Source organism: uncultured Schumannella sp. (assembly GCF_905479755.1).
GTDB lineage: Bacteria > Actinomycetota > Actinomycetes > Actinomycetales > Microbacteriaceae > DCRR01.
In genome coordinates, this window is record NZ_CAJQNT010000036.1 from 1 (window position 1) to 20833 (window position 20833).

Sequence of the window (20833 nt, forward strand, 5' to 3'; positions counted from 1 at the left end):
CCGCGATGATTCGCGCCACGGGGCTCGCCGCCGGCACCGGCCTGTCTGCCGGCGGTGTCGATGGCGGCGGGTTCTGGGAGGGCAAGACCAGAGCCGCTTTGCAAGCGCTCCTGCACGCCGCAGCGATCGACCACCGGCCACCGGCCGAGTTGTTCCGCTGGACCCTCGACCCCACCGCGGCCGCCGATGCCGTGGCGATTCTGACCGGCTCACCGCTGGCGGCGACCGGCTGGGCCGAGTCCCTGGAAGCGATGATCGACTCCGACCCCCGCACCCGCGACTCCATCTGGCAAGGCGTGTCCCTCGCCCTAGGATCGCTGGCCGACCCCAGGGTGCTCGATACCGTATCGCCGGGTCCCGGTGAAGGCTTCGATCCCGAGCACTTCATCCAGAACAAGGGCACTCTGTTCCTGCTGGCTACCGGGTCCGGCGCGGGAGCCAGCGCCACCCTCGTGGCCGCGCTCGTGGAAGACCTGATCGAGACCGCCCGCCGTCTGGCGGCGCGCTCACCCGGTGCCCGGCTCGACCCGCCGATGTTGCTGGCCCTGGACGAGATAGCCAACCTGTCGCCGCTGCCGTCGTTGCCGACCCTCATGGCCGAAGGCGGCGGCTCAGGCATCACCACCATGCCGGTGCTCCAGTCGCTCGCGCAAGCACGGGACAAGTGGAACGAGCACCAGGCTGGCGCGATCTGGGACGCCTCGATAGTCAAGGTGATCCTCGGTGGCGCGTCCAACAGCCGCGAGCTGCAAGACCTGAGCGCGCTCGTCGGCGAACGCGACGAGTACACCGACTCGGTGACCCTCGGCGACCACGGCACCCGCTCCAACCAGCGCTCCGTCCGCCGCGTCCCGGTCTTCCCGCCCGACCGCATCCGCCGGCTCCCGTTCGGCACCGGGATCGTGCTGCTGCGCTCCGCACCGCCGATCGTCACCGACCTGTACCCCTGGCCGAAACGACCCGACGCATCGCAGCTCACCGCCGACCGCGCCGAGATAGAGGCCCTGCTGCGCCGTCCCCACGCGTGAGCACCGCCAGTCGTCCCGTGGTTCACCTCGCTGCCATAGCGAGCCCCCGGCATGGCCGTGGGCGTGTGAGCAGACAGGAGCACAGCATGTCCCATGCACCCGACGACGCGAGCGCGAGCGAGGTTTCCGACCCGGAGCTGGACGATATGGACGACGGGTACGGCGACCCGCTGATCGCGGAACCTCCGCACCCGATCAACTGGAACCTGCTGAACGCCGACGACGCCGAGATCGAGTGGCTGGAACTCAACAGATGGGTGGACTGGCTCCGGCACACCTACGGCCTCCCTGCGGCCGTGATCCCGCCGGCTTGGCACAAGCACCCCGAGCTGATGTGGGAACTATCCGCGCTGCACCTGCACTGGCTCTGCGCTTACGACCCCGAGCAGAACGGGTCCGCCCCGATCGGCTGGCACCGCGACTTCGCAGATGCCCGCCAGCGGCTCCGCGAGTGGGTGGCAGCGTCGGGCACCAAGCTCGACCACGACCGGCCCACGAGACAAACCGTCTGGCCCGGCGAGGAACCCGCCGCCCCGATCGAGGACATCCCGATCATCGACCGCGACGCCGAGTTCGTGGAGTTCGTCATGGCCGACGTCCAGGCCCGCCGCGAAGCCGAGGACGCCTTCTACCGCGACTTCGACCCCGAAACCGGAGAAGTGTCGTGAGCCGCGACGAGATGCTGGTGGTGTCGCCGCTGATGCACAGCCGGGAGGTCGCCGCGTATCTGAAGGTGTCCGAATCCACGCTCTCGCGGTGGCGGTCAGCCGGATCGGGCCCGCCGTTCCTGCGCCTGGGCGGGATCGCCCGGTATCGGCTCGATGCCGTGGACCGCTGGCTGGGTGAGCTGGAACATAACCATGCCCCGCAGGGCTGAGCCCCAGCCGACCGCTGAGCCCAAGCCGGTGCCACCGATCGGGGTGAAGGTCTCCACCGATATGGAGCGCCGCTCCTACGGCATCCGCGCACGTGCCCGGTGGACGGACCCGACCACCAAACGACGTGTGATCCGCTCCGAGATCGTGCGGGACGAGGCGGCGGCACACGAGTTCTTCGACCAGCTCCGCAGTTCCTCGACCAAGGGCATGGACGTGTCCCTGACGCTGCTGGAGTTCGTCACCTCCATCGGCGACAGGTGGGCGCGGGGCCTGGACCCGACCTCCACGGCCGACACCTACGGACACGGGCTGAGACTGCGTGTGCTGCCCGCGCTCGGACACCTGCCCGTCACCCAGATCACCGCCGGGATCATCGACCGCACCATCGACGAGTGGGAGAAGCGGCACGGCGCGTCCACGATCAAGAACACCATCGCGCCGCTGGTGCGAGTGCTGGACGAGGCAGTGCGCGACGGGCTGCTGACCATCAACCCCGCCAAGAACCGTGCCAAGCGGAGCCTGAACCGCAACGCCTTCCGCGGACAACCAGCCGAGCAATCCTCCCCGCGATCCCATGCGATCCCGGATATGAAGACGCTCAACCGGCTCGCCACGGCCTGCGGCAAGGTCCACCAGTCCTACAGCGACTTCGTGATGATCGCCGCGCTACTGGCCGCACGGTCCTCGGAGGTATCCGGGTTGCAGGTCGGGGACATCGAGTTCGGCAAGAACCTCGTCGTGATCCGCAGACAGGTCTTCCCCGGCAAGGGAGGTCTGGTCACCAAGCCGACCAAGAGCCGCAAGGAGCGCCGAGTGCCGATCCTCGAACCGCTCCGTCCCGTCCTGGAACGCCTCACCGAAGACAAGGAGCCCGAGGATCAACTGCTCGTCGGTCCGAAGGGCGGCATCCTCACCACCGCGACCGTCCGCGACGCCACGAACTGGGACGGCATCGTCGCGAGGCTCGGACTGCCCGACCTCACCCGGCACGGACTCCGCCACACCGGAGCAACCTGGATGGCCGACGCCGGCGTCCCGCTGCACGTCCTCCAGGACATCCTTGGACACGCTTCAATGGAAACCACCCGCGGCTACCTCCACCCCGACGACCGCCACCTTGCTTCCGCCGCCGAGCAGGCCAACGCCTTCCTCTCCGACGCCGGACAGCGCAAACATTCGCACCGCAGCAGCCCGGCGACCAGGAGCCTGTGATGCGCTGCGGAGCGCGCTGGTGTGCCCCGCAGACGTTCTGGTCCCCTTTTGGTCCCCTTATCCACAAGGAAGGGGTTCGAGGCGGTCACCCGTCTCCAACCGGGCTGTCGGCACCCCGGCGTGGGGGACCAGAGGGGGACCACGGAAACGACTCTCCGACACGACGAAGCCCCGGTGAGAAACCTGCTCTCACCAGGGCTTTTGCGTCGGGATGACAGGATTTGAACCTGCGACCCCCTGACCCCCAGTCAGGTGCGCTACCAAGCTGCGCCACATCCCGTTGTTCACTTTTCAGGCTGAAACAGCCGCTCACCCACTTAACCCCCAGTCAAGTGCGCTACCAAGCTGCGCCACAGCCCGTGGCTTGCGCGCTCCGCGATGCGGAAGGCACGGTGGACAACTCTACCGTGTCTCGCCGTCCAGATACGACCAGCGACCACGCTCGTCGCGGGCGAAACGGCTGCGCTCGTGGAGCAGTCCCGCGGTGCCGTCCGGGTCGCGGTACGAGGCCCGGAACTCGACGATGCCGTCGGCATCGTCGGCGGTGCCGGCCAGCGCATCCACGATCTGGAGGCGGCGCCAGGTGACGCCGTCATCCAGGTCGAGTTCGGCGGGACGGGTCGACGGATGCCAGCTCGCCTACAGGTAGTCGGCGCGCCCGCGCGCGAAGGCGCTGAACCGCGACCGCATCAGCTGCTCGGCCGTCTCGGCCGCCGCGCCCGCGTGCAGTGGGCCGCAGCACGACCCGTACTCGCGCCCCGAGCCGCAGGGGCACAGCCCCGACTCGGATGCGCTCACGACACCGCCGCGAGACGCTCCGGCACGCGCGCGTCGTGGGCCGCCAGCACGACCAGCCCCGGAAGCGCCGCCTCGAGCGCCACAATCTTGCGAGCCGTCGCCAGCTGAACGTCGCGCGCACCCGTGTCGGGCACCACGCCCTTCGCCAGCAGATCCGGGTTGTAGGTCACGTCGCCCACGAGCAGCATCGGCGCCGCGCCCTCGCCGCGCACCAGCAGACTCATCGACCCCGCCGAGTGCCCGGGGGTCGGCAACAACAGCAGGGATCCGTCGCCGAAGACGTCGAAGCTCGCACCGAATGCGGCGAGCGCCGGCTCGTCGTTCGGCTCGAACACGACCGGGGTGAAGTCGACGCCGTCGACCTTGATGTGTTCGGCGAGCACTCCGTGCATCTCGGGCGCCTTCTCGTCGAGCAGCGCCAACTCGTCGGCGCTCACCAGAATTTTCTTGCCCGCGAGCTCGGCGACGTTGCCCGCGTGGTCCTGATGCACGTGCGAAATCGCCACCACGTCGATCTTGTCGACCGAGGTGCCCGCAGCGTTGAGCTGCGCAGGAAGGCTCTGCTCGGCGCTCACCCGGAACTCCGCCTGACGCCGGAACACCAGCCCCACGAGGCCCCCCGGGTAGTAGTCCGGGTCGGCCAACGAGGTCGCCGACTGGCCGGTGTCGAAGAGCAGCGTGCCGCGTTCGTGCTCGACCAGGAAGCCGTACACCGGCATCCACGGGGCCCAGGTGCGGGAGGTGAGCGTCCACCACAGCATCGGGGTGCCGGTGCCGGCGATGTTCTTCGGGCGGACGCGGACCTCGCCGAGGGTGAGGGGACGGATGCGTGGGGGTGTGGTCATGACGACAGTTTGGCGGGTGCGGGCTTCGGGTGGGTTCCGATACGCCGCCAGGGGCGGCTACTCAAGCGGCGAGGAGCTACGGGCCGCGGTAGATATCCAGCACCGTGGGGGCATCCTCGGGGACGTGGACTACCGCGATCTCGTCGCCGGACTGCACGCGGCCCGGGCGGACCACCTTGAAGTAGGCGCCGAGGCGACGGGCGTCGGAGAAGCGCTTCACCCATCCGCGGTCTTCCTCGCCCATCCAGCGGGCGAAGGTCATGCACGGCGTGCGCGGGCCGGTCACCTCCAGCTCGACGGCACCCTCCCCCGCGCCGATGCGCCAGCGGGTGCCGACGACGGCGTTCGAGACCTCGAGCCCCTCGACGCGCAGGTTCTCACCGAACAGCCCGGGAGGGATCTCGCGCCCGAGCTGCTCCTCCCACCACTCGGCGTCTTCCACTGCGTAGGCGTAGACCGCTCTCTCATCGCCGCCGTGGTGTTTGCGGTCGGCCTGCAGGTCGGCGTACAGGCCGCGCGCGCCCACCTTCACCGGACCGTCGACCGCGCGCTTGTCGATCGTGGTCGTGCCGACCGTTCCCGCATCCGGGTGCAGCGACGAAACAACGCAGGCGGCGAGGAGGCGTCCCATGCCACGAGAGTACGGGAGCCGGAGCCCGCCCGGCGAGCGCTACTCGGTGACGATCGGGATGCCGGTGGCGTCGGAGGCGTCCTGCACCGATCCGGCGTTCACCGCATCCGTGATGCCGAGGGCGGCGAGGCGTTCGATCGCGGTGCCCGCGCGGTTGCCGGAGCGGCAGTAGACGACGTAGGAGGCATCCGGGTCGAGTTCCGCGGCGAGCGCGTCGAATTCGGCCGACTGCACGTCGAGCAGCAGCGCGCCCTCCAGGTGGCCGGTCGCGAACTCTTCGGGGGTGCGCACGTCGATGATCACGGTGTCGGCGGCAACTTCGATCGGCTCCGCGGGCGTGCAACCGGTGAGAGTCAAGGCGAGGCCGAGCGTGATCAGGGCGAGGAACTTCTTCATGGGGTCTCTTTCGGGGTGGAGAGCAGGTTGGGGAACAGGGGTCGGCAGTCGAGGCACACCTCGCCGGGGTCGCCGGCGTCGACGAGTCCGGCGAGCACCGCGGCCTGGCGGCGTTCGGCGTGGCGGAGGGCGGCGCGCTCGCGGCGCAGCCGGTCGTAGAGCCCCACACCGAGCACGATGAGACTTGCGACGGCGAGCACCGGTTGGGCGACGCCGGTCACGAGGCTCGCCTCGCCCGCGTCGGTGCCGAGCCCCAGCAGCACGCTGCCGATGAGCGGCCCGCGCAGGTCGCAGACGGTCGCCTCGGCTCCCACCGGCGGACGCAGAAAAGTCGCGAACGTGGCTCCGGCGAGCAGGCTACCGATCACGAGCGCGATGGCTGTGGGGACGGTGACGTCGAGCGTCGACACACCTGCGACGAACACGATCTGCCCGGTCGCGCTCACCAGGACGGCGAGCGTCAGGAACGAGGCGAGCACCGCGACGGCAACCCGGGCCGGACGCAGGAGCGGAACGACGAGCTGTCGCACTTCGCTCGCGCGGGTCGACTCGGTGACAGGCATGGGCTCACTATACCCCAGGGGGTATGCGTGGTGGACGACTGGGTTTCGATACGTCGCCGAAGGCGACTACTCAACCCGCAGAACCTTGCGGTTTCGATACGGCCTTCGGCCTACTCAACCGGCACCTCGCGCGAGGGGTCCCAGGAGCGGGTCCAGCCGAGTTCGTCAAAGAGTCGGTCGAGCACGATTGCGGTGAAACCCCAGACAAACACCTCCCCGACCGTGAAGGCGGGGGTGCGCGGACGCCGCTGGCCACGGATCGAGGCGACGCTTGCCCGGTTCTCGGGCGCCAGCAGGTCGGCCACCGGCACCCGGAACACCTCCACCGCCTCGCGTTCGTCGACCGCCGCCACGCGCGAGGGGCGCGTCCACCAGCCGAGCACCGGGGTCACCAGGTTGTTGCTCACCACGAGCGGCACCTCGGGCAGCTCCCCCAAGAGGTCAACACCCGCCGGATCGAGCCCGGTCTCTTCCACCGCCTCGCGCAGTGCCGCCGCCGCCGGGCTCGCATCGCCCGCGTCGATGCCGCCGCCCGGAAACGCGACCTGCCCGGCGTGGTGGCGCATCCGCCCCGCGCGCCGCTGCAGCAGCACATCGAGTTCCGGGGCGACGCCGTCGGCCGCGGTCGCCGGGGTCGCGTCGAGCACCCCGAACAGGATCAGCACGGCCGCGCGGCGCGCCCGGTCAGGATCAGGGAACCGGAACCGGTCATCAATCGACCACTGCGGGGCGCGGGCGACCAGCTCCTCCAGTTGCGCGCGCGCCGAGGCCGGCGTGGCGGCCGAGGATGCGGTCATGGCTCAGTGCGACTCGTGGGCCGTCGCCGTGCCGGAGGCCTCGGCCACCGCCGCCTCGGTCGCGACCCAGGCGAGCATCGCGCACTTCACGCGCTGCGAATACTTCGAGACGCCGGAGAGCGCGGCGATGTCACCGAACTCCTCCTCGTCGAGGGTGAGCGTGCCGCGCGAGCGCAGCACCTCACGAAATCTGTCGATCCTCGACTGCAGGTCGCCGAGCTCCACCGGTGCGTCCTCGTCGATGAGCGCCGCAAACATCGACGCCGAGGCCTGCGAGATGGTGCAGCCGTGGCCCTCCCAGCGCAGGCCCGCCAGGTGCGTGCCGTCGGCGTCGAGCGTGACGCGCACCGTCACCTCGTCGCCGCACACCGGGTTGTACTGGTGCGACTCGCCCTCGCTCGCCGCCTTCTCACCTGCGAAGCCGCGCCCGTGCGGGGTCTTCGAGTGATCCAGAATCAGCTGCTGGTACAGCGCCTCCAGCCCACTCATGCACTCACTCCAAAGAACGGCCGGATGCCGGCGACGGCTTCCAGCAGGTCGTCGATCTCGCCCGCCGTGGTGAAGGGCGACACGCTCGCGCGCGTCGTCGCGGTGAGCCCGAAGCGGCGGTGCAGCGGCTGCGCGCAGTGGTGCCCGACCCGCACGGCGATGCCGCGGTCATCCAGAAACTGCCCCGAGTCGTGCGCGTGCACCCCCTCGACGTCGAAGGCGGCGAGGCCGATCCGTTCGCTGGCGTCATCACCGAGACCCAGCACCCGGATGCCCGGAATCTCACCCAGCCCCCGCAGCATCCGCTGCCCCAGGCCGCGTTCCCAGTCGGCGATCTCGGCGCGCCCGTGCTCATCCATCCAGTCGCACGCGGCCGCCCAGCCGATCGCCTGCGCGATGCGCTGCGTGCCCGGCTCGAAGCGCTGCGGCGCGGGCAGGTACTCGGCCGACTCGAGGGTGACGCGCGTGATCATCGACCCGCCGGTCAAAAACGGCGGCAACGCATCCAGCAGTTCAGCGCGTCCATAGAGCGCACCGATGCCGGTCGGGGCAAGCATCTTGTGTCCCGAGACCGCGGCGAAGTCGACGCCGAGCGCGCCCAGGTCGACCGGGAGATTGGGCGCCGACTGGCAGGCATCCAGCACCACGAGGGCGCCCGCCTCGTGGGCGAGGCGCGTGAGGTGTTCGACCGGGTTGACGATGCCGAGCACGTTCGACACGTGCGCGAAGGCGACGACGCGGGTGCGTGCGCCGATCAGCTCGGCGGCGTGGTCGAGATCGATGCGGCCGTCATCGTGCACGCGGATCGGGCGCAGCACGGCGCCGGTGCGCACTGCAAGCTCCTGCCACGGGATCAGGTTCGCGTGGTGCTCAGCCTCGGTGACGACGATCTCGTCACCCTCCGCGATCCGGAAGCGCTCGGCGGCAGCCCCGCCGCGCCCCAGCGTCGCATTGCCGATCGCGTAGGCGACCAGGTTGATGGCTTCGGTCGCGTTCGCCGTCCACACCAGTTCACGCTCCCCCGCCCCGAGATACCGGGCAACGCGGGCCCGGGCATCCTCGAAGAGGTCGGTCGCCTCCCCGGCGAGCGTGTGAGCGCCGCGGTTGACGGCGGCGTTCGCGTTCTCGTAGTAGTCGCGCTCGGCGTCGAGCACGGCGCGCGGCTTCTGGCTCGTCGCGGCGGCGTCGAGATAGTTGAGCGGCCGGCCATTGACGGTGCGGTCGAGAATCGGAAAATCGGCGCGCGCCACGACCGGGTTAAAAACGGAGCGGGTCACGCCTCCCGAGCCTACTCGGGGATGCGTGACCCGCGCCGTGTGGTGGTCGTTAGCGGGTGGCCTGCTTCGGCGCGATGCGCGTCAGCACCCAGCCGGTCGCGGCCACGAAGAGACCCATGCCCATCGCGAAGGCGGCGACACCGAACGACACGACCGAGGTGAAGAGCGAGGCCCGCAGGAACGAGGCGTTCATCATGGTCGCGCGCACCGGGTCGTCGCGGTCGAGCTCGGCGTAGGTCTGGCCGCCGCTCGCCTCCAGCGCGTGTTGGCTGATGATCTCCGCCTCCGCATACGCCGACAGCGGACCAGTCACCGGGACGCCCGGCAGCAGGGTCGAGTCCTCGGCGACGACGATCTTCTCGGCGGCGAGCTCACTGCTCACCAGGCCCCAGACGACGCCGCCCGCGAGCACCATGCCGATGCCGGCGACGAGCGCGAGCACTCCGAACAAGCGAATGAAGCGGGCGGTGCCGCGGGTGAACTCGACGACGACGCGGTCCGGCCCGGCGGGGTTCGGCGTGTCGTTCGTGGGCGTGGTGGTGGAAGTCATGATGTCCCCTTCGATGTTGCTGGTTCGGCTGGTATACCGACAGCTTCTCGGAGACTTCTTCAGCGCCCCAGGGCCGAAGGTCCTACGTGCGCTTGCGCTTTTCTCGCCCGAGCCCCGGGACGGGGCTCGGCGCGTTCGAGGCGGAGCCCAGAAATGGACTCCGCAGGAAGCTAGCGCTTCCTCTTTTCTCGAACGCGCATATTGACGTTGATCGGGGTGCCCTCGAAGCCGTAGATCTCGCGCAGACGACGCGTGATGAAGCGGCGGTAGCCGGGGTCGAGGAATCCGGTCGTGAACAGCACGAAGGTCGGCGGGCGCGTCGACACCTGCGTGCCGAACAGGATGCGCGGCTGCTTTCCGCCGCGAACCGGGTGCGGGTGCTCCGCCGTCAGCTCCGCGATCAACGCGTTGAGCTTGCCGGTCGGGATGCGCGTGTCCCAGCTGTCGAGCGCGACCTCGAGCGCCGGCACGAGCTTCTCCAGGTGACGCCCGGTGCGCGCCGAAATGTTGACGCGCGGCGCCCAGGTCACGTGCGCGAGGTCCTGCTCGATCTCGCGCTCCAGGTAGCGGCGGCGCTCGTCGTCCAGCAGATCCCACTTGTTGTAGGCGAGCACGAGCGCACGGCCCGACTCGAGCACCAGGTCGATGATGCGCAGGTCCTGCACCGACACCGGCTGGGTGACGTCGAGCACGACGACCGCGACCTCGGCCTTTTCGAGGGCCGCGCTGGTGCGCAGGCTTGCGTAGAAGTCGGCACCCTGCTGCAGGTGCACGCGCTTGCGGATTCCGGCGGTGTCGACGAAGGTCCAGATCTTGCCCCCGAGTTCGACCTGCTCGTCGACCGGGTCGCGGGTGGTGCCCGCCATCTCGTTGACGACGACGCGCTCTTCGCCCGCCGCCTTGTTGAGCAGGCTCGACTTGCCGACGTTCGGCCGGCCGAGGATCGCGACCCGGCGCGGGCCGCCGATCTCCTGCTTGGCGACCGTCGAGACCTCCGGCAGCACCTCCATGACGTGGTCGAGGAGGTCGGCCACGCCGCGGCCGTGCAGCGCCGAGAGCGGCCACGGCTCGCCGAGCCCCAGGCTCCAGAGCTCCGCGGCCAGCGGGTCTTTGACGGTGTCATCCGACTTGTTGGCGACCAGGATCACCGGCTTGTGCGAAGCGCGCAGCATCCGCACCACGTGCTCGTCGGTCGCCGTGGCGCCGACGTTGATGTCGACGACGAACAGCACCGCATCCGCCAGGTCGACGGCCACCTCGGCCTGGGCGGCGACGGAGGCGTTGATGCCCTGCGCGTCGGGCTCCCAGCCGCCGGTGTCGACGAGCGTGAAACGACGACCGAGCCACTCGGCCTTGTAGCTGACACGGTCGCGCGTGACGCCCGGCACATCCTCGACGACCGCTTCGCGGCGGCCCAGGATGCGGTTGACGAGCGCGCTCTTGCCGACGTTCGGGCGGCCCACGATCGCCAGCACGGGAAGCGCCGGCAGGTAGGTGATGCCGTCGACGCCGGCCTCGGACGCGCCCAGCAGTTCGAGGTCTTCGTCGTCGAGGTCGTAGTCCGACAGGCCCGCACGCAGGCTCGCGGCGCGGTGTTCGGCCGCCTCGTCGTCCAGGTCGGCGAGGCGTTCGGCGAGCGCCTCGACCGCGCCCTCCTCGGTTCCGAGTTCGTCGAACTCGCTGTCAGCCTCGGGGGGCGTCGACGATGCGAGCTCCGGGTCACGCTCGGACATGGTTCCTCAGTTCTTGTGGGCGGTGCTGGCCTCGGCTGTTCGCCGCACATGCTCGATCACCGCAGCGACGGTCTGCTCGAAGTCGAGTTCCGTCGAATCGATCGTGGTCACGCCCTCGGCGGCAGTCAGAAAATCGACCACCTGGGCGTCTTTGCGGTCCCGCTCGCGCAGCTGCCGTGCCGTGTCGGCGTCGGCGGAGGCGAGTTCAGCGGACCGTCGCGCAATTCTAACCGTCTCATCGGCCGTTAAGAGGATTCGCACCTGGGCATCCGGTGCGACCACGGTCGTGATGTCCCGACCTTCGATCACGATGCCGGGGGCGGTGGTGCCCGCGATGATGCGCCGGAAGGCCTCGTTGAGCGCCACCCGCACCTCGGGAACGCGCGCGATCTGGCTCACAACGGCGCTGATGCGGGGCTCGCGGATCGCGCTCGTCACGTCCGTCTCCCCCACACGCACGTGCGAGCCCTCGGGGCGCGCCTCGGTGCGATAGGGGAAGTCGGCGAGTTCGGCGACGACCGCGGCCGAGTCGTCGAGGTCGATCCCGCGCTCGAGCGACAGCCAGGTGAGGGCGCGGTAGGCGGCGCCGGTGTCGAGAAAGTCGTAGCCCAGCCGCGTCGCGGCCGCGCGGCTCACGCTCGACTTGCCGCTGCCCGCCGGTCCGTCCACGGCGACGACGATCGGCGTGCTCATCGTTCGTCCTCCCCCAGCGCCCAACCGCGCTTCTCCAGTGCCGCCGCGAGCTGGTGCGCCGCCTCCGGCACGACCGAGATCTCGGCAAAACCCAGCTGCGCGCCGGGCGAATGCTCCAGGCGCAGGTCCTCCATGTTGACGCCCTCTTCCCCGATCTCGGTGAGGAGGCGCGCCAGTTCACCCGGCTTGTCGTCGATCTTGACGACGAGGGTGGCGAAGCGCTTGGCCTGCCCGTGCTTGCCGGGAAGCCGCGCGACACCCGCGTTGCCGGCGGCCATCACCTCGGCGATCGTGCGCCGAGAACCGGATGCCTCCGGGCTCTCCAGCGCCGCCAACACCGCATCGAGGTCGTCGCGCAACGGCCGCAGCACCTCGGCGACCGCCGCCGCGTTCGCGCCGAGGATCTGCACCCAGAGCGCCGGGTCGCTCGCGGCGATGCGCGTGGTGTCGCGCACGCCCTGGCCCGCGAGCCGCAAGGCCGGGTCACTGCCGGCGTCCAGCCGCGCGGCGAGCATCGAGGCCACGAGTTGCGGGGCGTGCGAGATGAGCGCGACGGCGCGGTCGTGCTCCACCGCATCCATCTCGATCAGCACGGCGCCGAGGTCGAGCACCAGGTCTTCGAGCGGGCGGGCGCGGCCGTAGCTGATCGCCTCGTGCCCGGCGAGGATCCACGGGCGGCCCTCGAACAGGTCCGCGCGCGCCGAGATGGTGCCGCCGCGTTCGCGGCCGGCCATCGGGTGCGAACCGAGGTAGCGCGACAGGTCGGCTCCGCGCTCGCGCAGTTCGGCAAGCGGCGCCAGTTTGACGCTTGCGACGTCGGTCACCAGCGCGTTCGGAAAGCGTTCCAGTTCGGCGGCCACAACCTCGGCGGTGACATCCGGCGGCACCGCGACGACGATCACGCCCGGCGCATCGCCCTCGGCCGGCGCCCGGCCGGCGCCGTAGTCGACCGCGAGGCGGCGCGCGGCGGGTGAGGCGTCATCGACGATGACGTCGACGCCCTTGGCGCGCAGCGCGAGGCCGATGCTCGCGCCCAACAACCCGCTGCCGACGATGCGGACCTGGTCGGTCACGCGACGGTCGTTCATTCTCCGGAATCCTCACTCGGGCTCTCGGCGTTCACGTCGCTCTTGCGCGCGATCGTGAGCAGTTCGCCGAGTTCCACCCTAGTGATCTCGCGGGTGCGGCCCATCGGCAGGGTGCCGAGGTGCAGCGGGCCGAACTGGCGTCGCACGAGCTCCAGCACCGGATGCCCGACGGCGGCGAGCATCCGCCGAACGATGCGATTGCGGCCCGAGTGCAGCGTGATCTCGACGATCGACTTGCCGCGCGAGGCCTCCCCCACCAGGCGGGCACGATCGGCTTGGATCGGCCCGTCGTCGAGCTCGATGCCCTTCTCGAGCTTCCGCATCGTCGCGGGCGTCACCTCGCCGCGGACGGTTGCGATGTAGGTCTTCGTCACCCCGAATGACGGATGCGCGAGCACGTGCGCGATCGCCCCATCGTTGGTGAGCACCAGCAGTCCGCTTGTCTCGGCGTCGAGTCGGCCCACGTTGAACAGGCGTTCGCCGTCGTCGGGCAGGAACTGCCGCAAATCGGGGCGCCCGTGCTCGTCGTTCATTGTGCTGACGACGCCGGTGGGCTTGTTGAGGATCAAGTAGCGGCGCGAGGTGTCGAGCTGCACCGCGCTGCCGTCGACGGCGACCTCGTCGACGAGCGGGTCGACCCGGCGACCCAGCTCGGTGACGACCTGGCCATTCACCGACACCCGGCCGGCGACGATGAGCTGTTCGCTCACGCGGCGCGAGGCGACCCCGGCGGCGGCGAGCACCTTCTGCAGGCGCTCGCCCTCGCTGCTTGGCGAACCCGGCTCACTCATCGCAGGGCCGCCGCATCGTCGAAGCCGTCGGCGCCGTCGGGCAGCAGCGGCGAGATCGCCGGCAGCTCCTCGATCGAGTTGATGCCGAGCTGCGTCAGCAGCAGCGGCGTCGTCTCGTAGTGGATTGCGCCGGTCTCCGAGTCGGTGAACGCCTCCGTGATCAGGCCACGGCCGAGCAACGTGCGCACCACCGAGTCGACGTTCACGGCGCGAATCGACGCGATCGAGCCGCGCGAGATGGGCTGCTTGTAGGCGATCACGGCGAGGGTCTCAAGCGCCGCCTGCGAGAGCTTGGTCGGGCTCTGGGTGAGTACGAAGTCACGCACCACCTCATCGTGTTCGGCGCGCACATAGATGCGCCAGCCGCCGCCGACCTCGCGCAGTTCGAAGCCGCGCCGCACCGAGCCGGGCGCCGTGCCGTCGAAATCGGCCACCAGTCGCTCGATCGTCTGCCGCACCGCGGGCACCGGGGCGCCGAGCGCCGTCGCGAGCGCGATCACCGGTTGCGGCTCGTCGAGCACCATCAGGATCGCCTCGAGACGGCGGTCGAGGTCTTGACTCGGGTCAGTTGTCATAGTCGGCTCCCAGGTGGGCGAGTTGGTCATCCGACCAGTGCTGCGCCGTCCAGCGCAGCGTCAGCTCGCCCAACGGTTCGAGTTGTTCAAACGAGATCGCGGCGTGCCGGTAGAGCTCGAGCACCGCGAGGAAACGCGCCACGATGACGCCCTTCACTTCGGCGCCGGCCACCAACTGGCGGAAGTTCATCGGCTCGCCCTGGCGCAGCATCGCCACGACGTGCGCGGCCTGCTCGCGGATGCTGATCAGCGGCGCGTGCAAATGGTCGAGACCGACAATCGGGATCTCGCGCGGCGTGAAGGCGAGGAGCGCGAGAGCAGCGAAATCGTCGGCCGTCAGGTTCCAGACGAGCTCGGGCGTCTGGCGGCGGAACCGGTCCTCCAACCGGACATTCCGCACGTGCCGGGTCGACTCCGCGTCGAGGTGGCGCCCGAACCAGGCCGCCGCCTCCTTGAAGGCGCGGTACTGCAGCAGGCGAGCGAACAGCAGGTCGCGCGCCTCGAGCAGCGCCACATCCTCGGCGTCGACGAGTTCGCCCTGCGGCAACAGGCCCGCGATCTTCAGATCGAGCAGGGTGGCGGCGACGACCAGGAACTCACTCGCCTGGTCGAGATCATCCTCGGAGTCGAGAGCGCGCAGGTAGGAGAGGAACTCGTCCGTGACCGCGCTCAGCGCGATCTCGGTGATGTCGAGCTCGTGCTTGCTGATGAGCTGCACGAGCAGATCGAAGGGGCCGTCGAAATTCGACAGCGTCAGGCGAAAGCCAGTCGACTCGGCGCCTTCACCCGCGGGCGACAGCAGATCCGTGGTCGGCATCGCCTCAGGCGACGGCGCCACGCGCAACCAGTTCTCTCGCGAGTTGGCGGTACGCCTCGGAGGCCGCGTGCGTGGGCGCAAAGGTGGTGATCGGCTCGGCGGCGACCGTGGCATCCGGGAACTTCACGGTGCGGCCGATCACGGTCTCCAGTGCCGCATCGCCGAAGGTCTCGACGACGCGCTCCAGCACCTCGCGGCTGTGCAGCGTGCGCGGGTCGTACATCGTGGCGACGATCCCATCGAGCCGGATCGCCGGGTTCAGCCGGTCGCGGATCTTGTCGATCGTCTCGATCAGCAGCGCCACCCCGCGCAGCGCGAAGTACTCGCACTCCAGCGGAATCAGCACGCCGTGCGCCGCGGTGAGCGCGTTCACCGTCAGCAGGCCGAGCGACGGCTGGCAGTCGATCAGGATGATGTCGTAATCGTCGGCCACCTGCCGCAGCACGCGCGCCAGAATCTGCTCGCGCGCCACCTCGTTGACGAGGTGGACCTCCGCGGCCGAGAGGTCGATGTTCGCCGGGATCACGTGCAGATCCGGGGTCGAGGTCTCGATGATCGCCGCGCGGGTGTCTTTCGACCGACCGAGCAGCAGGTCGTAAATCGTCGTGACGTCGTGGGTCGGCACGCCGAGGCCCGCGCTCAGCGCGCCCTGCGGGTCGAAGTCGATCGCGAGCACGCGGCGGCCGTACTCGGCGAGCGCCGCGCCCAGGTTGATGGTCGTCGTCGTCTTGCCGACGCCGCCCTTCTGATTGCAGAGCGCGATGATGCGCGCGGGGCCGTGGGAGCCGAGTTTCTTCGGCGTGGCGAACTCCGTCACCGGTCGACCCGTGGGGCCGAGCGTGGCGTTGCCGAAATCGCCGGCGAAGCCGGGCAATTCGGTGACATCCTCGCGTGGCGCTGGCATGGAGTCGAGTCTAAGTCGGTGTCCCCCACGAGCCGGTCGCCACGCGCCCGATGCCCGCGGTTCACCTGAAGCGGAGGTTGAAGGTTAACGCGCGCGCGGATGCGAGGTCAGATACACCTCGCGGAGCGCATCCGCCGTCACCCGGGTGTAGAGCTGCGTCGTCGCGACGCTCGCGTGGCCGAGCAGCTCCTGCACGACGCGCACGTCGGCGCCGCCCTCCAACAGGTGGGTCGCGAAGGAGTGCCGCAGGCTGTGCGGCGACACCTCGACGCCCAGTTCGGCGCGTTCGGCGGCGGCCCGGATCACCAGCCAGACGCTCTGCCGCGAGAGGCGCGCGCCGCGCATCCCGAGAAACAGTGCCGGGGTCGAGCGGCCGCGTTTCGAGAGCTCGGGCCGCACGCGCACGAGGTAGGTGTCGAGCGCCGCCCGCGCGAAGCTGCCCACCGGCACGATGCGCTGCTTGCCGCCCTTGCCGAGCACCCGCACGTGATCGGCGGCGCCGTCCTCGCCCACCAGATCATCGACATTGAGGTCGACGACCTCGGAAACCCGCGCGCCGGTGGCGTAGAGCAGTTCGAGCAGCGCCGCGTCGCGCACCCGGCTCAGTTCCTCGCCGGCGCAGGCCGCCAACAGCCGCTCCACCTGGTCGATCGTCAACGCCTTGGGGAGTCGCATCGGCAGCTTCGGTGCCACCAGCTTCGTCGCGGGATCGACCTCGAGCACCCCCTCCTCCAGCAGGAAGCCGGTGAAGCCGCGGATCGCCGAGATCTTGCGCGCGAGGGTCGCCGCGGCCACCGGCTCGGCCCGCTCGCGCAGAGCGGTCGTATGGGCGGCGAGCGACTCGGGCGTCAACGCGTCGACGCTCAGCGGACCCTCGCCCGCCGCGACGTCCGCGAGCAGCGCCTCCAGATCGCGCCGGTAGGCCGCGACGGTGTGCGCCGAGCGCCCGCGCTCGATCGTGAGGTGGCGCAGGAAGCGCTCCAGTTGCGCGCGCGCGTCAGACGGTGCGGCGGGCATGGGCGGTCAGCACCGCGACGATCAGGATCGAGTTGCGGACACGCCCCTCGAGCACGGCGGTCACGAGCTCCGGGAACGGAACCCAGCGCGGAACGAGTTCCGCCTCCTCATCCATCCGGGCGAACGGCTCGGGCGAATCACTGAGCCCGCGCGCCTCGAAGACGTGCAGCACTTCGTTGCTGCCCCCGGGGCTGGTGTGGAAGGTGACCAGCTCGCTCCACTCGGCGGCCTGAAGGTCAGCCTCCTCAGCCAGCTCGCGCTGCGCCGCCTCCCGCGGGGGCTCGCCCGCGACATCCAAGAGCCCGGCCGGCAACTCCCATTCGCGCTCGCGCACCGGATGCCGGTACTGGTTGATCAGCAGCACGCGATCCTCGTCGTCGATCGCGAGCACCGCGACGGCGCCCGGGTGGTCGAGGAAATCGCGCGTCAGTTCGGTGTCACCGAAGCGGAACGACTCGCGCCGCACATCCCAGATGTGCCCATCGAAGACGGTCTGCGATGCCACCACCTCGGCGGGATCGGACACGTCGAGGATCGGACCGGACTCGAAACGCGCGCGGTCCACGGTCACCTAGGCCTCGACCCGCTCGCCGCGCGGTTCCTCGGCCTCATCGGCCTCGTCCGTTTCGAACAACCGCGACGCCTTCTGACGTTCGATCGCCGCGCCGATCAGGCCGCGGAACAACGGGTGTGCGCGGTTCGGGCGCGACCGCAGCTCCGGGTGCGCCTGCGTGCCCACGTAGAACGGGTGCACCTCGCGCGGCAGCTCGACGAACTCGACCAGACCGTGCTCGGGGTTGGTGCCCGAGAAGTTCAGGCCGGCCGCCGCGATCTGGTCGGTGAAGTGATTGTTGACCTCGTAGCGGTGGCGGTGGCGTTCGTGCGCGACCGGGGCGCCGTAGAGCTCTTCGACGATCGAGCCGGGCTGAAGCGCCGCCTCGTAGAGGCCCAGGCGCATCGTGCCGCCCAGGTCGCCCCCGGCGAGGATGTCGACCTGCTCGGCCATCGTCGCGATCACCGGGAACTCGGTGTCGGGGTCGAACTCCGAACTGGAGGCGCCCGCCAAGCCGACGACGTCGCGGGCGTACTCGATGACCATGCACTGCAGCCCCAGGCACAGCCCCAGGGTCGGGATGCCGTTCTCGCGCGCGAACTTCAACGCCCCCAGCTTGCCTTCGATCCCGCGGATGCCGAATCCGCCGGGCACGCAGATGCCATCCAGGTCTCCGAGCGCCTTCGCGGCGCCGTCGTGGGTCTCGCACTCATCCGAGGGAATCCACCGCAGCTTGACCTTGCTCTCGTGCGCGAAACCACCGGCGCGCAGCGCCTCGGTGACCGAGAGGTAGGCGTCCGGCAGGTCGATGTACTTGCCGACCAGCCCGATCGTCACCTCGTGCTTGGGCTCGTGCACGGCCTTCAAGACGTTGCGCCAGCCGTCCCAGACGACCGGTCCCGCGTCGAGGTCGAGTTCGCTCATGATGTACGCGTCGAGGCCCTGCTCGTGCAGCATCGTGGGGATGTCGTAGATCGAGGGCACGTCGACCGCGTTGACGACGGCGTCCTCGGCGACGTCGCACATGAGCGCGATCTTGCGCTTGTTCGCCTCCGACACGATGCGGTCGCTGCGCAGCACCAGCGCATCCGGCTGAATGCCGATCGAGCGCAACGTGGCGACCGAGTGCTGAGTGGGCTTGGTCTTCTGCTCGCCCGAGGCGCCCATGAACGGCACCAGCGAGACATGGACGAAGAACACGTTGCGCCGGCCCAGCTCATGGCGCACCTGGCGCGCCGACTCGATGAACGGCTGCGACTCGATGTCGCCGACGGTGCCACCGATCTCGGTGATGATGACGTCGGGCTGCGGGTTCTCGGCATCGAAGGGGCCCTGAGCCTGCAGCCGCATCCGGCGCTTGATCTCGTCGGTGATGTGCGGAATGACCTGCACCGTGTCGCCGAGATACTCACCGCGGCGCTCCTTGGCGATCACATTCGAGTAGATCTGCCCGGTCGTGACGTTGGCGGCCTGGTCGAGGTTGATGTCGAGGAAGCGTTCGTAGTGGCCGATGTCGAGGTCGGTCTCGGCGCCGTCATCGGTGACGAAGACCTCGCCGTGCTGGAACGGGTTCATCGTTCCGGGATCGACGTTGAGATACGGATCCAGCTTCTGCATCACGACACGCAAGCCGCGTGCGGTGAGAAGGTTTCCGAGACTCGCGGCGGTCAGGCCCTTCCCGAGGGAGGAGACAACACCTCCGGTCACGAAGATGTGTTTGGTGATTACCTTGCCCGAGATGTCCGCCACGGGGTTTCAGCGTATCTCACATCTCCGTGAGCGGGCCGAGGTCGGCCAGAACGCGCCGAGAGAGTTCTCGCGATCAGCTCGCGCGGGCCATCCCGAGCAACTCGCGCGCGTGCTCCAGGCCCGTCTCGGAGTCGGGGAGCCCGCTCAGCAGGCGCGCCATCTCGGCGGCCCGCTCCTCGCCCTCCAGGCGATGCACGCTCGAGGCGGTGATCGATCCGTCGCTGCCCTTCACCACGGTCAGGTGGTTGGTGGCGAAGGCCGCAACCTGGGCCAGGTGGGTCACGACGATCACCTGCGCGGTTTCGGCGAGTTTCGCCAGTCGACGACCGACCTCAATCGCACTCGCGCCGCCGACCCCCGCATCGACCTCGTCGAAGACGAAGGTGGGAACCGGATCGCTGCCGGCCAGCACGACCTCGATCGCGAGCATGACGCGCGAGAGCTCGCCGCCGGAGGCGCCGCGGCTGAGCGGACGCGGCTCGGCGCCGGAGTGCGGTTGTAGGCGGATCGCGACCTGATCGCGGCCGGTGAGCCCCAGCTCGCGCGGCGCGACCTCGATCGACAGCCGCGCGTCCGGCATCGCGAGCGCGGCGAGCTCGTGCGTGACCGCGGCCGAGAGTCGCTCGGCGGCCTCGCGTCGGCGCACGCTCAGCTGATCGGCGAGCTGCTCGACCCGGGCGAAGTCCTGCGCCACCGCCGCACGCAACGAATCGATGCGGTCCGAGTCGCCGTCGAGCTCCAGCAGGCGTGTGCTGCCGGACTCGTAGAAGTCGATCATCTCGTCGATGCTCGGGCCGAACCGGCGGGCGAGCGCCGCCAGGGCCGCGCGGCGCTCCTGGATCGTCTCGAGCTCACGACCGCCGTCGGTGTCGAGCGCACCGAGGTAGCTCGAAATTTTGGCCGAGCTGTCTTCGAGTGCGAACCGCGCCGCCGCGAGCGACTCGATCACGGGGGCCAGTTCGGCGTCGTGACCGGCGACGCGCTCGAGCGAGCGCCGCGCCGACTCGACGAGCACCGTCGCGTCGCGCGCGTCGTCGCTCAGCTGCGCCGAGATCGCCTCCTGCGCTTCCACCGCGGCGAGCCGCAGGTCTTCGAGATTGCTCAGCCGCTCGGCGCGCTCGGCGAGTTCGGCATCTTCGCCGCGTCGCGGCGCGGCCGCCTCGATCTCGTCCATGGCGTTGCGCAGCTCTTCGGCCTCGCGCTCACGGCGGTCGCGCTCGGCGACCAGCACATCGAGTTCGGACTGCGCGGTCTGCCAGCGGCGGAACACATCCTGATAGTCAGCCAGCACGGCGCTGAAGCCGGGCCCCGCGAAGCGATCAAGCGCCTCGCGCTGGGCGACGGCGGAACGGAGCCGGATCTGATCCGACTGGCCGTGGACGACGACCAGCTGCTGTCCAATCTCGTTCAGCACCCCGACCGGCGCGCTGCGACCACCGACGACCGCAC

The 20833-nt window shown here is 69.8% G+C and carries 23 protein-coding genes, 1 tRNA gene and 1 pseudogene; 4 read left to right on the plus strand and 21 right to left on the minus strand.

Features of this window, described 5'->3' with window-relative positions; all coding sequences use genetic code 11:
* The 4 genes from QZ258_RS10015 to QZ258_RS10030 form a co-directional block, all read left to right on the plus strand.
* The coding region (locus QZ258_RS10015) for a type IV secretory system conjugative DNA transfer family protein (protein WP_294181154.1) at window positions 1–1028 on the plus strand (1028 nt) is incomplete at its 5' end.
* 146 nt (window positions 1029–1174) lie between these two features.
* Window positions 1175–1696: a hypothetical protein gene (locus QZ258_RS10020; protein WP_294181197.1), complete on the plus strand. Its 522-nt coding sequence runs from the start codon at window positions 1175–1177 to the stop codon at window positions 1694–1696.
* Window positions 1693–1905 (plus strand): AlpA family transcriptional regulator, encoded by a 213-nt coding sequence (locus QZ258_RS10025; RefSeq protein ID WP_294181156.1) that lies wholly within the window; start codon window positions 1693–1695, stop codon window positions 1903–1905. The genes QZ258_RS10020 and QZ258_RS10025 overlap by 4 nt, the downstream gene beginning before the upstream one ends.
* On the plus strand, window positions 1889–3118 hold the full coding sequence (locus QZ258_RS10030) for a site-specific integrase (RefSeq protein ID WP_294181157.1): 1230 nt from the start codon (window positions 1889–1891) through the stop codon (window positions 3116–3118). Before QZ258_RS10025 ends, QZ258_RS10030 begins: the two co-directional genes overlap by 17 nt.
* A 206-nt stretch (window positions 3119–3324) precedes the next feature.
* Here QZ258_RS10030 and QZ258_RS10035 read toward each other — a convergent pair.
* From QZ258_RS10035 to QZ258_RS10135, 21 genes and pseudogenes are all read right to left on the minus strand, one after another.
* Window positions 3325–3398, minus strand: a tRNA-Pro gene (locus QZ258_RS10035).
* A gap of 122 nt (window positions 3399–3520) precedes the next feature.
* Window positions 3521–3916 (minus strand): annotated as a pseudogene (locus QZ258_RS10040) (YchJ family metal-binding protein).
* A complete protein-coding gene (locus QZ258_RS10045) occupies window positions 3913–4761 on the minus strand; it encodes an MBL fold metallo-hydrolase (protein WP_294181159.1) in 849 nt (282 codons plus the stop codon). The pseudogene QZ258_RS10040 and the gene QZ258_RS10045 overlap by 4 nt, the downstream one beginning before the upstream one ends.
* Window positions 4762–4837: 76 nt before the next feature.
* The gene (locus QZ258_RS10050) at window positions 4838–5392 is read right to left on the minus strand and encodes an MOSC domain-containing protein (protein ID WP_294181162.1); all 555 of its coding nucleotides are present in this window, start codon (window positions 5390–5392) and stop codon (window positions 4838–4840) included.
* A 39-nt stretch (window positions 5393–5431) separates the two neighbouring features.
* Window positions 5432–5788, minus strand: coding sequence for a rhodanese-like domain-containing protein (locus tag QZ258_RS10055; RefSeq protein WP_294181164.1), 357 nt, complete (start codon window positions 5786–5788; stop codon window positions 5432–5434).
* The gene (locus QZ258_RS10060; protein WP_294181167.1) at window positions 5785–6351 is read right to left on the minus strand and encodes a hypothetical protein; all 567 of its coding nucleotides are present in this window, start codon (window positions 6349–6351) and stop codon (window positions 5785–5787) included. The genes QZ258_RS10055 and QZ258_RS10060 overlap by 4 nt, the downstream gene beginning before the upstream one ends.
* A 110-nt stretch (window positions 6352–6461) precedes the next feature.
* On the minus strand, window positions 6462–7148 hold the full coding sequence (locus QZ258_RS10065) for a CoA pyrophosphatase (protein WP_294181169.1): 687 nt from the start codon (window positions 7146–7148) through the stop codon (window positions 6462–6464).
* A 3-nt stretch (window positions 7149–7151) separates the two neighbouring features.
* On the minus strand, window positions 7152–7637 hold the full coding sequence (gene sufU / locus QZ258_RS10070; RefSeq protein WP_294181170.1) for a Fe-S cluster assembly sulfur transfer protein SufU: 486 nt from the start codon (window positions 7635–7637) through the stop codon (window positions 7152–7154).
* Entirely contained in the window at window positions 7634–8914 is a 1281-nt protein-coding gene (locus QZ258_RS10075) for a SufS family cysteine desulfurase (protein WP_294181174.1), read from the minus strand. The genes sufU and QZ258_RS10075 overlap by 4 nt, the downstream gene beginning before the upstream one ends.
* 49 nt (window positions 8915–8963) lie before the next feature.
* Window positions 8964–9464, minus strand: a complete 501-nt coding sequence (locus QZ258_RS10080) for an aromatic ring-opening dioxygenase LigA (protein WP_294181176.1) — start codon at window positions 9462–9464, stop codon at window positions 8964–8966.
* Window positions 9465–9634: 170 nt separating this feature from the next.
* On the minus strand, window positions 9635–11197 hold the full coding sequence (gene der, locus QZ258_RS10085; protein WP_294181178.1) for a ribosome biogenesis GTPase Der: 1563 nt from the start codon (window positions 11195–11197) through the stop codon (window positions 9635–9637).
* Between the two features lie 6 nt (window positions 11198–11203).
* The gene (gene cmk, locus QZ258_RS10090; RefSeq protein ID WP_294181179.1) at window positions 11204–11890 is read right to left on the minus strand and encodes a (d)CMP kinase; all 687 of its coding nucleotides are present in this window, start codon (window positions 11888–11890) and stop codon (window positions 11204–11206) included.
* Complete coding sequence (locus QZ258_RS10095) at window positions 11887–12978, minus strand: prephenate dehydrogenase (protein WP_294181181.1); 1092 nt, start codon at window positions 12976–12978, stop codon at window positions 11887–11889. Before QZ258_RS10095 ends, cmk begins: the two co-directional genes overlap by 4 nt.
* Window positions 12975–13769, minus strand: coding sequence for a pseudouridine synthase (locus tag QZ258_RS10100; RefSeq protein WP_294181184.1), 795 nt, complete (start codon window positions 13767–13769; stop codon window positions 12975–12977). Before QZ258_RS10100 ends, QZ258_RS10095 begins: the two co-directional genes overlap by 4 nt.
* A complete protein-coding gene (locus QZ258_RS10105) occupies window positions 13766–14344 on the minus strand; it encodes an SMC-Scp complex subunit ScpB (RefSeq protein ID WP_294181187.1) in 579 nt (192 codons plus the stop codon). Before QZ258_RS10105 ends, QZ258_RS10100 begins: the two co-directional genes overlap by 4 nt.
* Complete coding sequence (locus QZ258_RS10110; RefSeq protein WP_294181189.1) at window positions 14334–15161, minus strand: ScpA family protein; 828 nt, start codon at window positions 15159–15161, stop codon at window positions 14334–14336. The genes QZ258_RS10105 and QZ258_RS10110 overlap by 11 nt, the downstream gene beginning before the upstream one ends.
* A gap of 4 nt (window positions 15162–15165) precedes the next feature.
* Window positions 15166–16065: a ParA family protein gene (locus tag QZ258_RS10115; protein ID WP_294181191.1), complete on the minus strand. Its 900-nt coding sequence runs from the start codon at window positions 16063–16065 to the stop codon at window positions 15166–15168.
* An 84-nt stretch (window positions 16066–16149) separates the two neighbouring features.
* Window positions 16150–17082 carry a site-specific tyrosine recombinase XerD gene (locus QZ258_RS10120; protein WP_294181192.1) on the minus strand — a complete coding sequence of 311 codons (933 nt, stop codon included), beginning with the start codon at window positions 17080–17082 and terminating at the stop codon, window positions 16150–16152.
* The gene (locus tag QZ258_RS10125) at window positions 17063–17653 is read right to left on the minus strand and encodes an NUDIX hydrolase (protein WP_294181193.1); all 591 of its coding nucleotides are present in this window, start codon (window positions 17651–17653) and stop codon (window positions 17063–17065) included. The genes QZ258_RS10120 and QZ258_RS10125 overlap by 20 nt, the downstream gene beginning before the upstream one ends.
* The gene (locus QZ258_RS10130; RefSeq protein ID WP_294181199.1) at window positions 17654–19375 is read right to left on the minus strand and encodes a CTP synthase; all 1722 of its coding nucleotides are present in this window, start codon (window positions 19373–19375) and stop codon (window positions 17654–17656) included.
* A gap of 82 nt (window positions 19376–19457) precedes the next feature.
* Window positions 19458–20833: DNA repair protein RecN (locus QZ258_RS10135; protein WP_294181195.1), on the minus strand; the 1376-nt coding region annotated here is incomplete at its 5' end.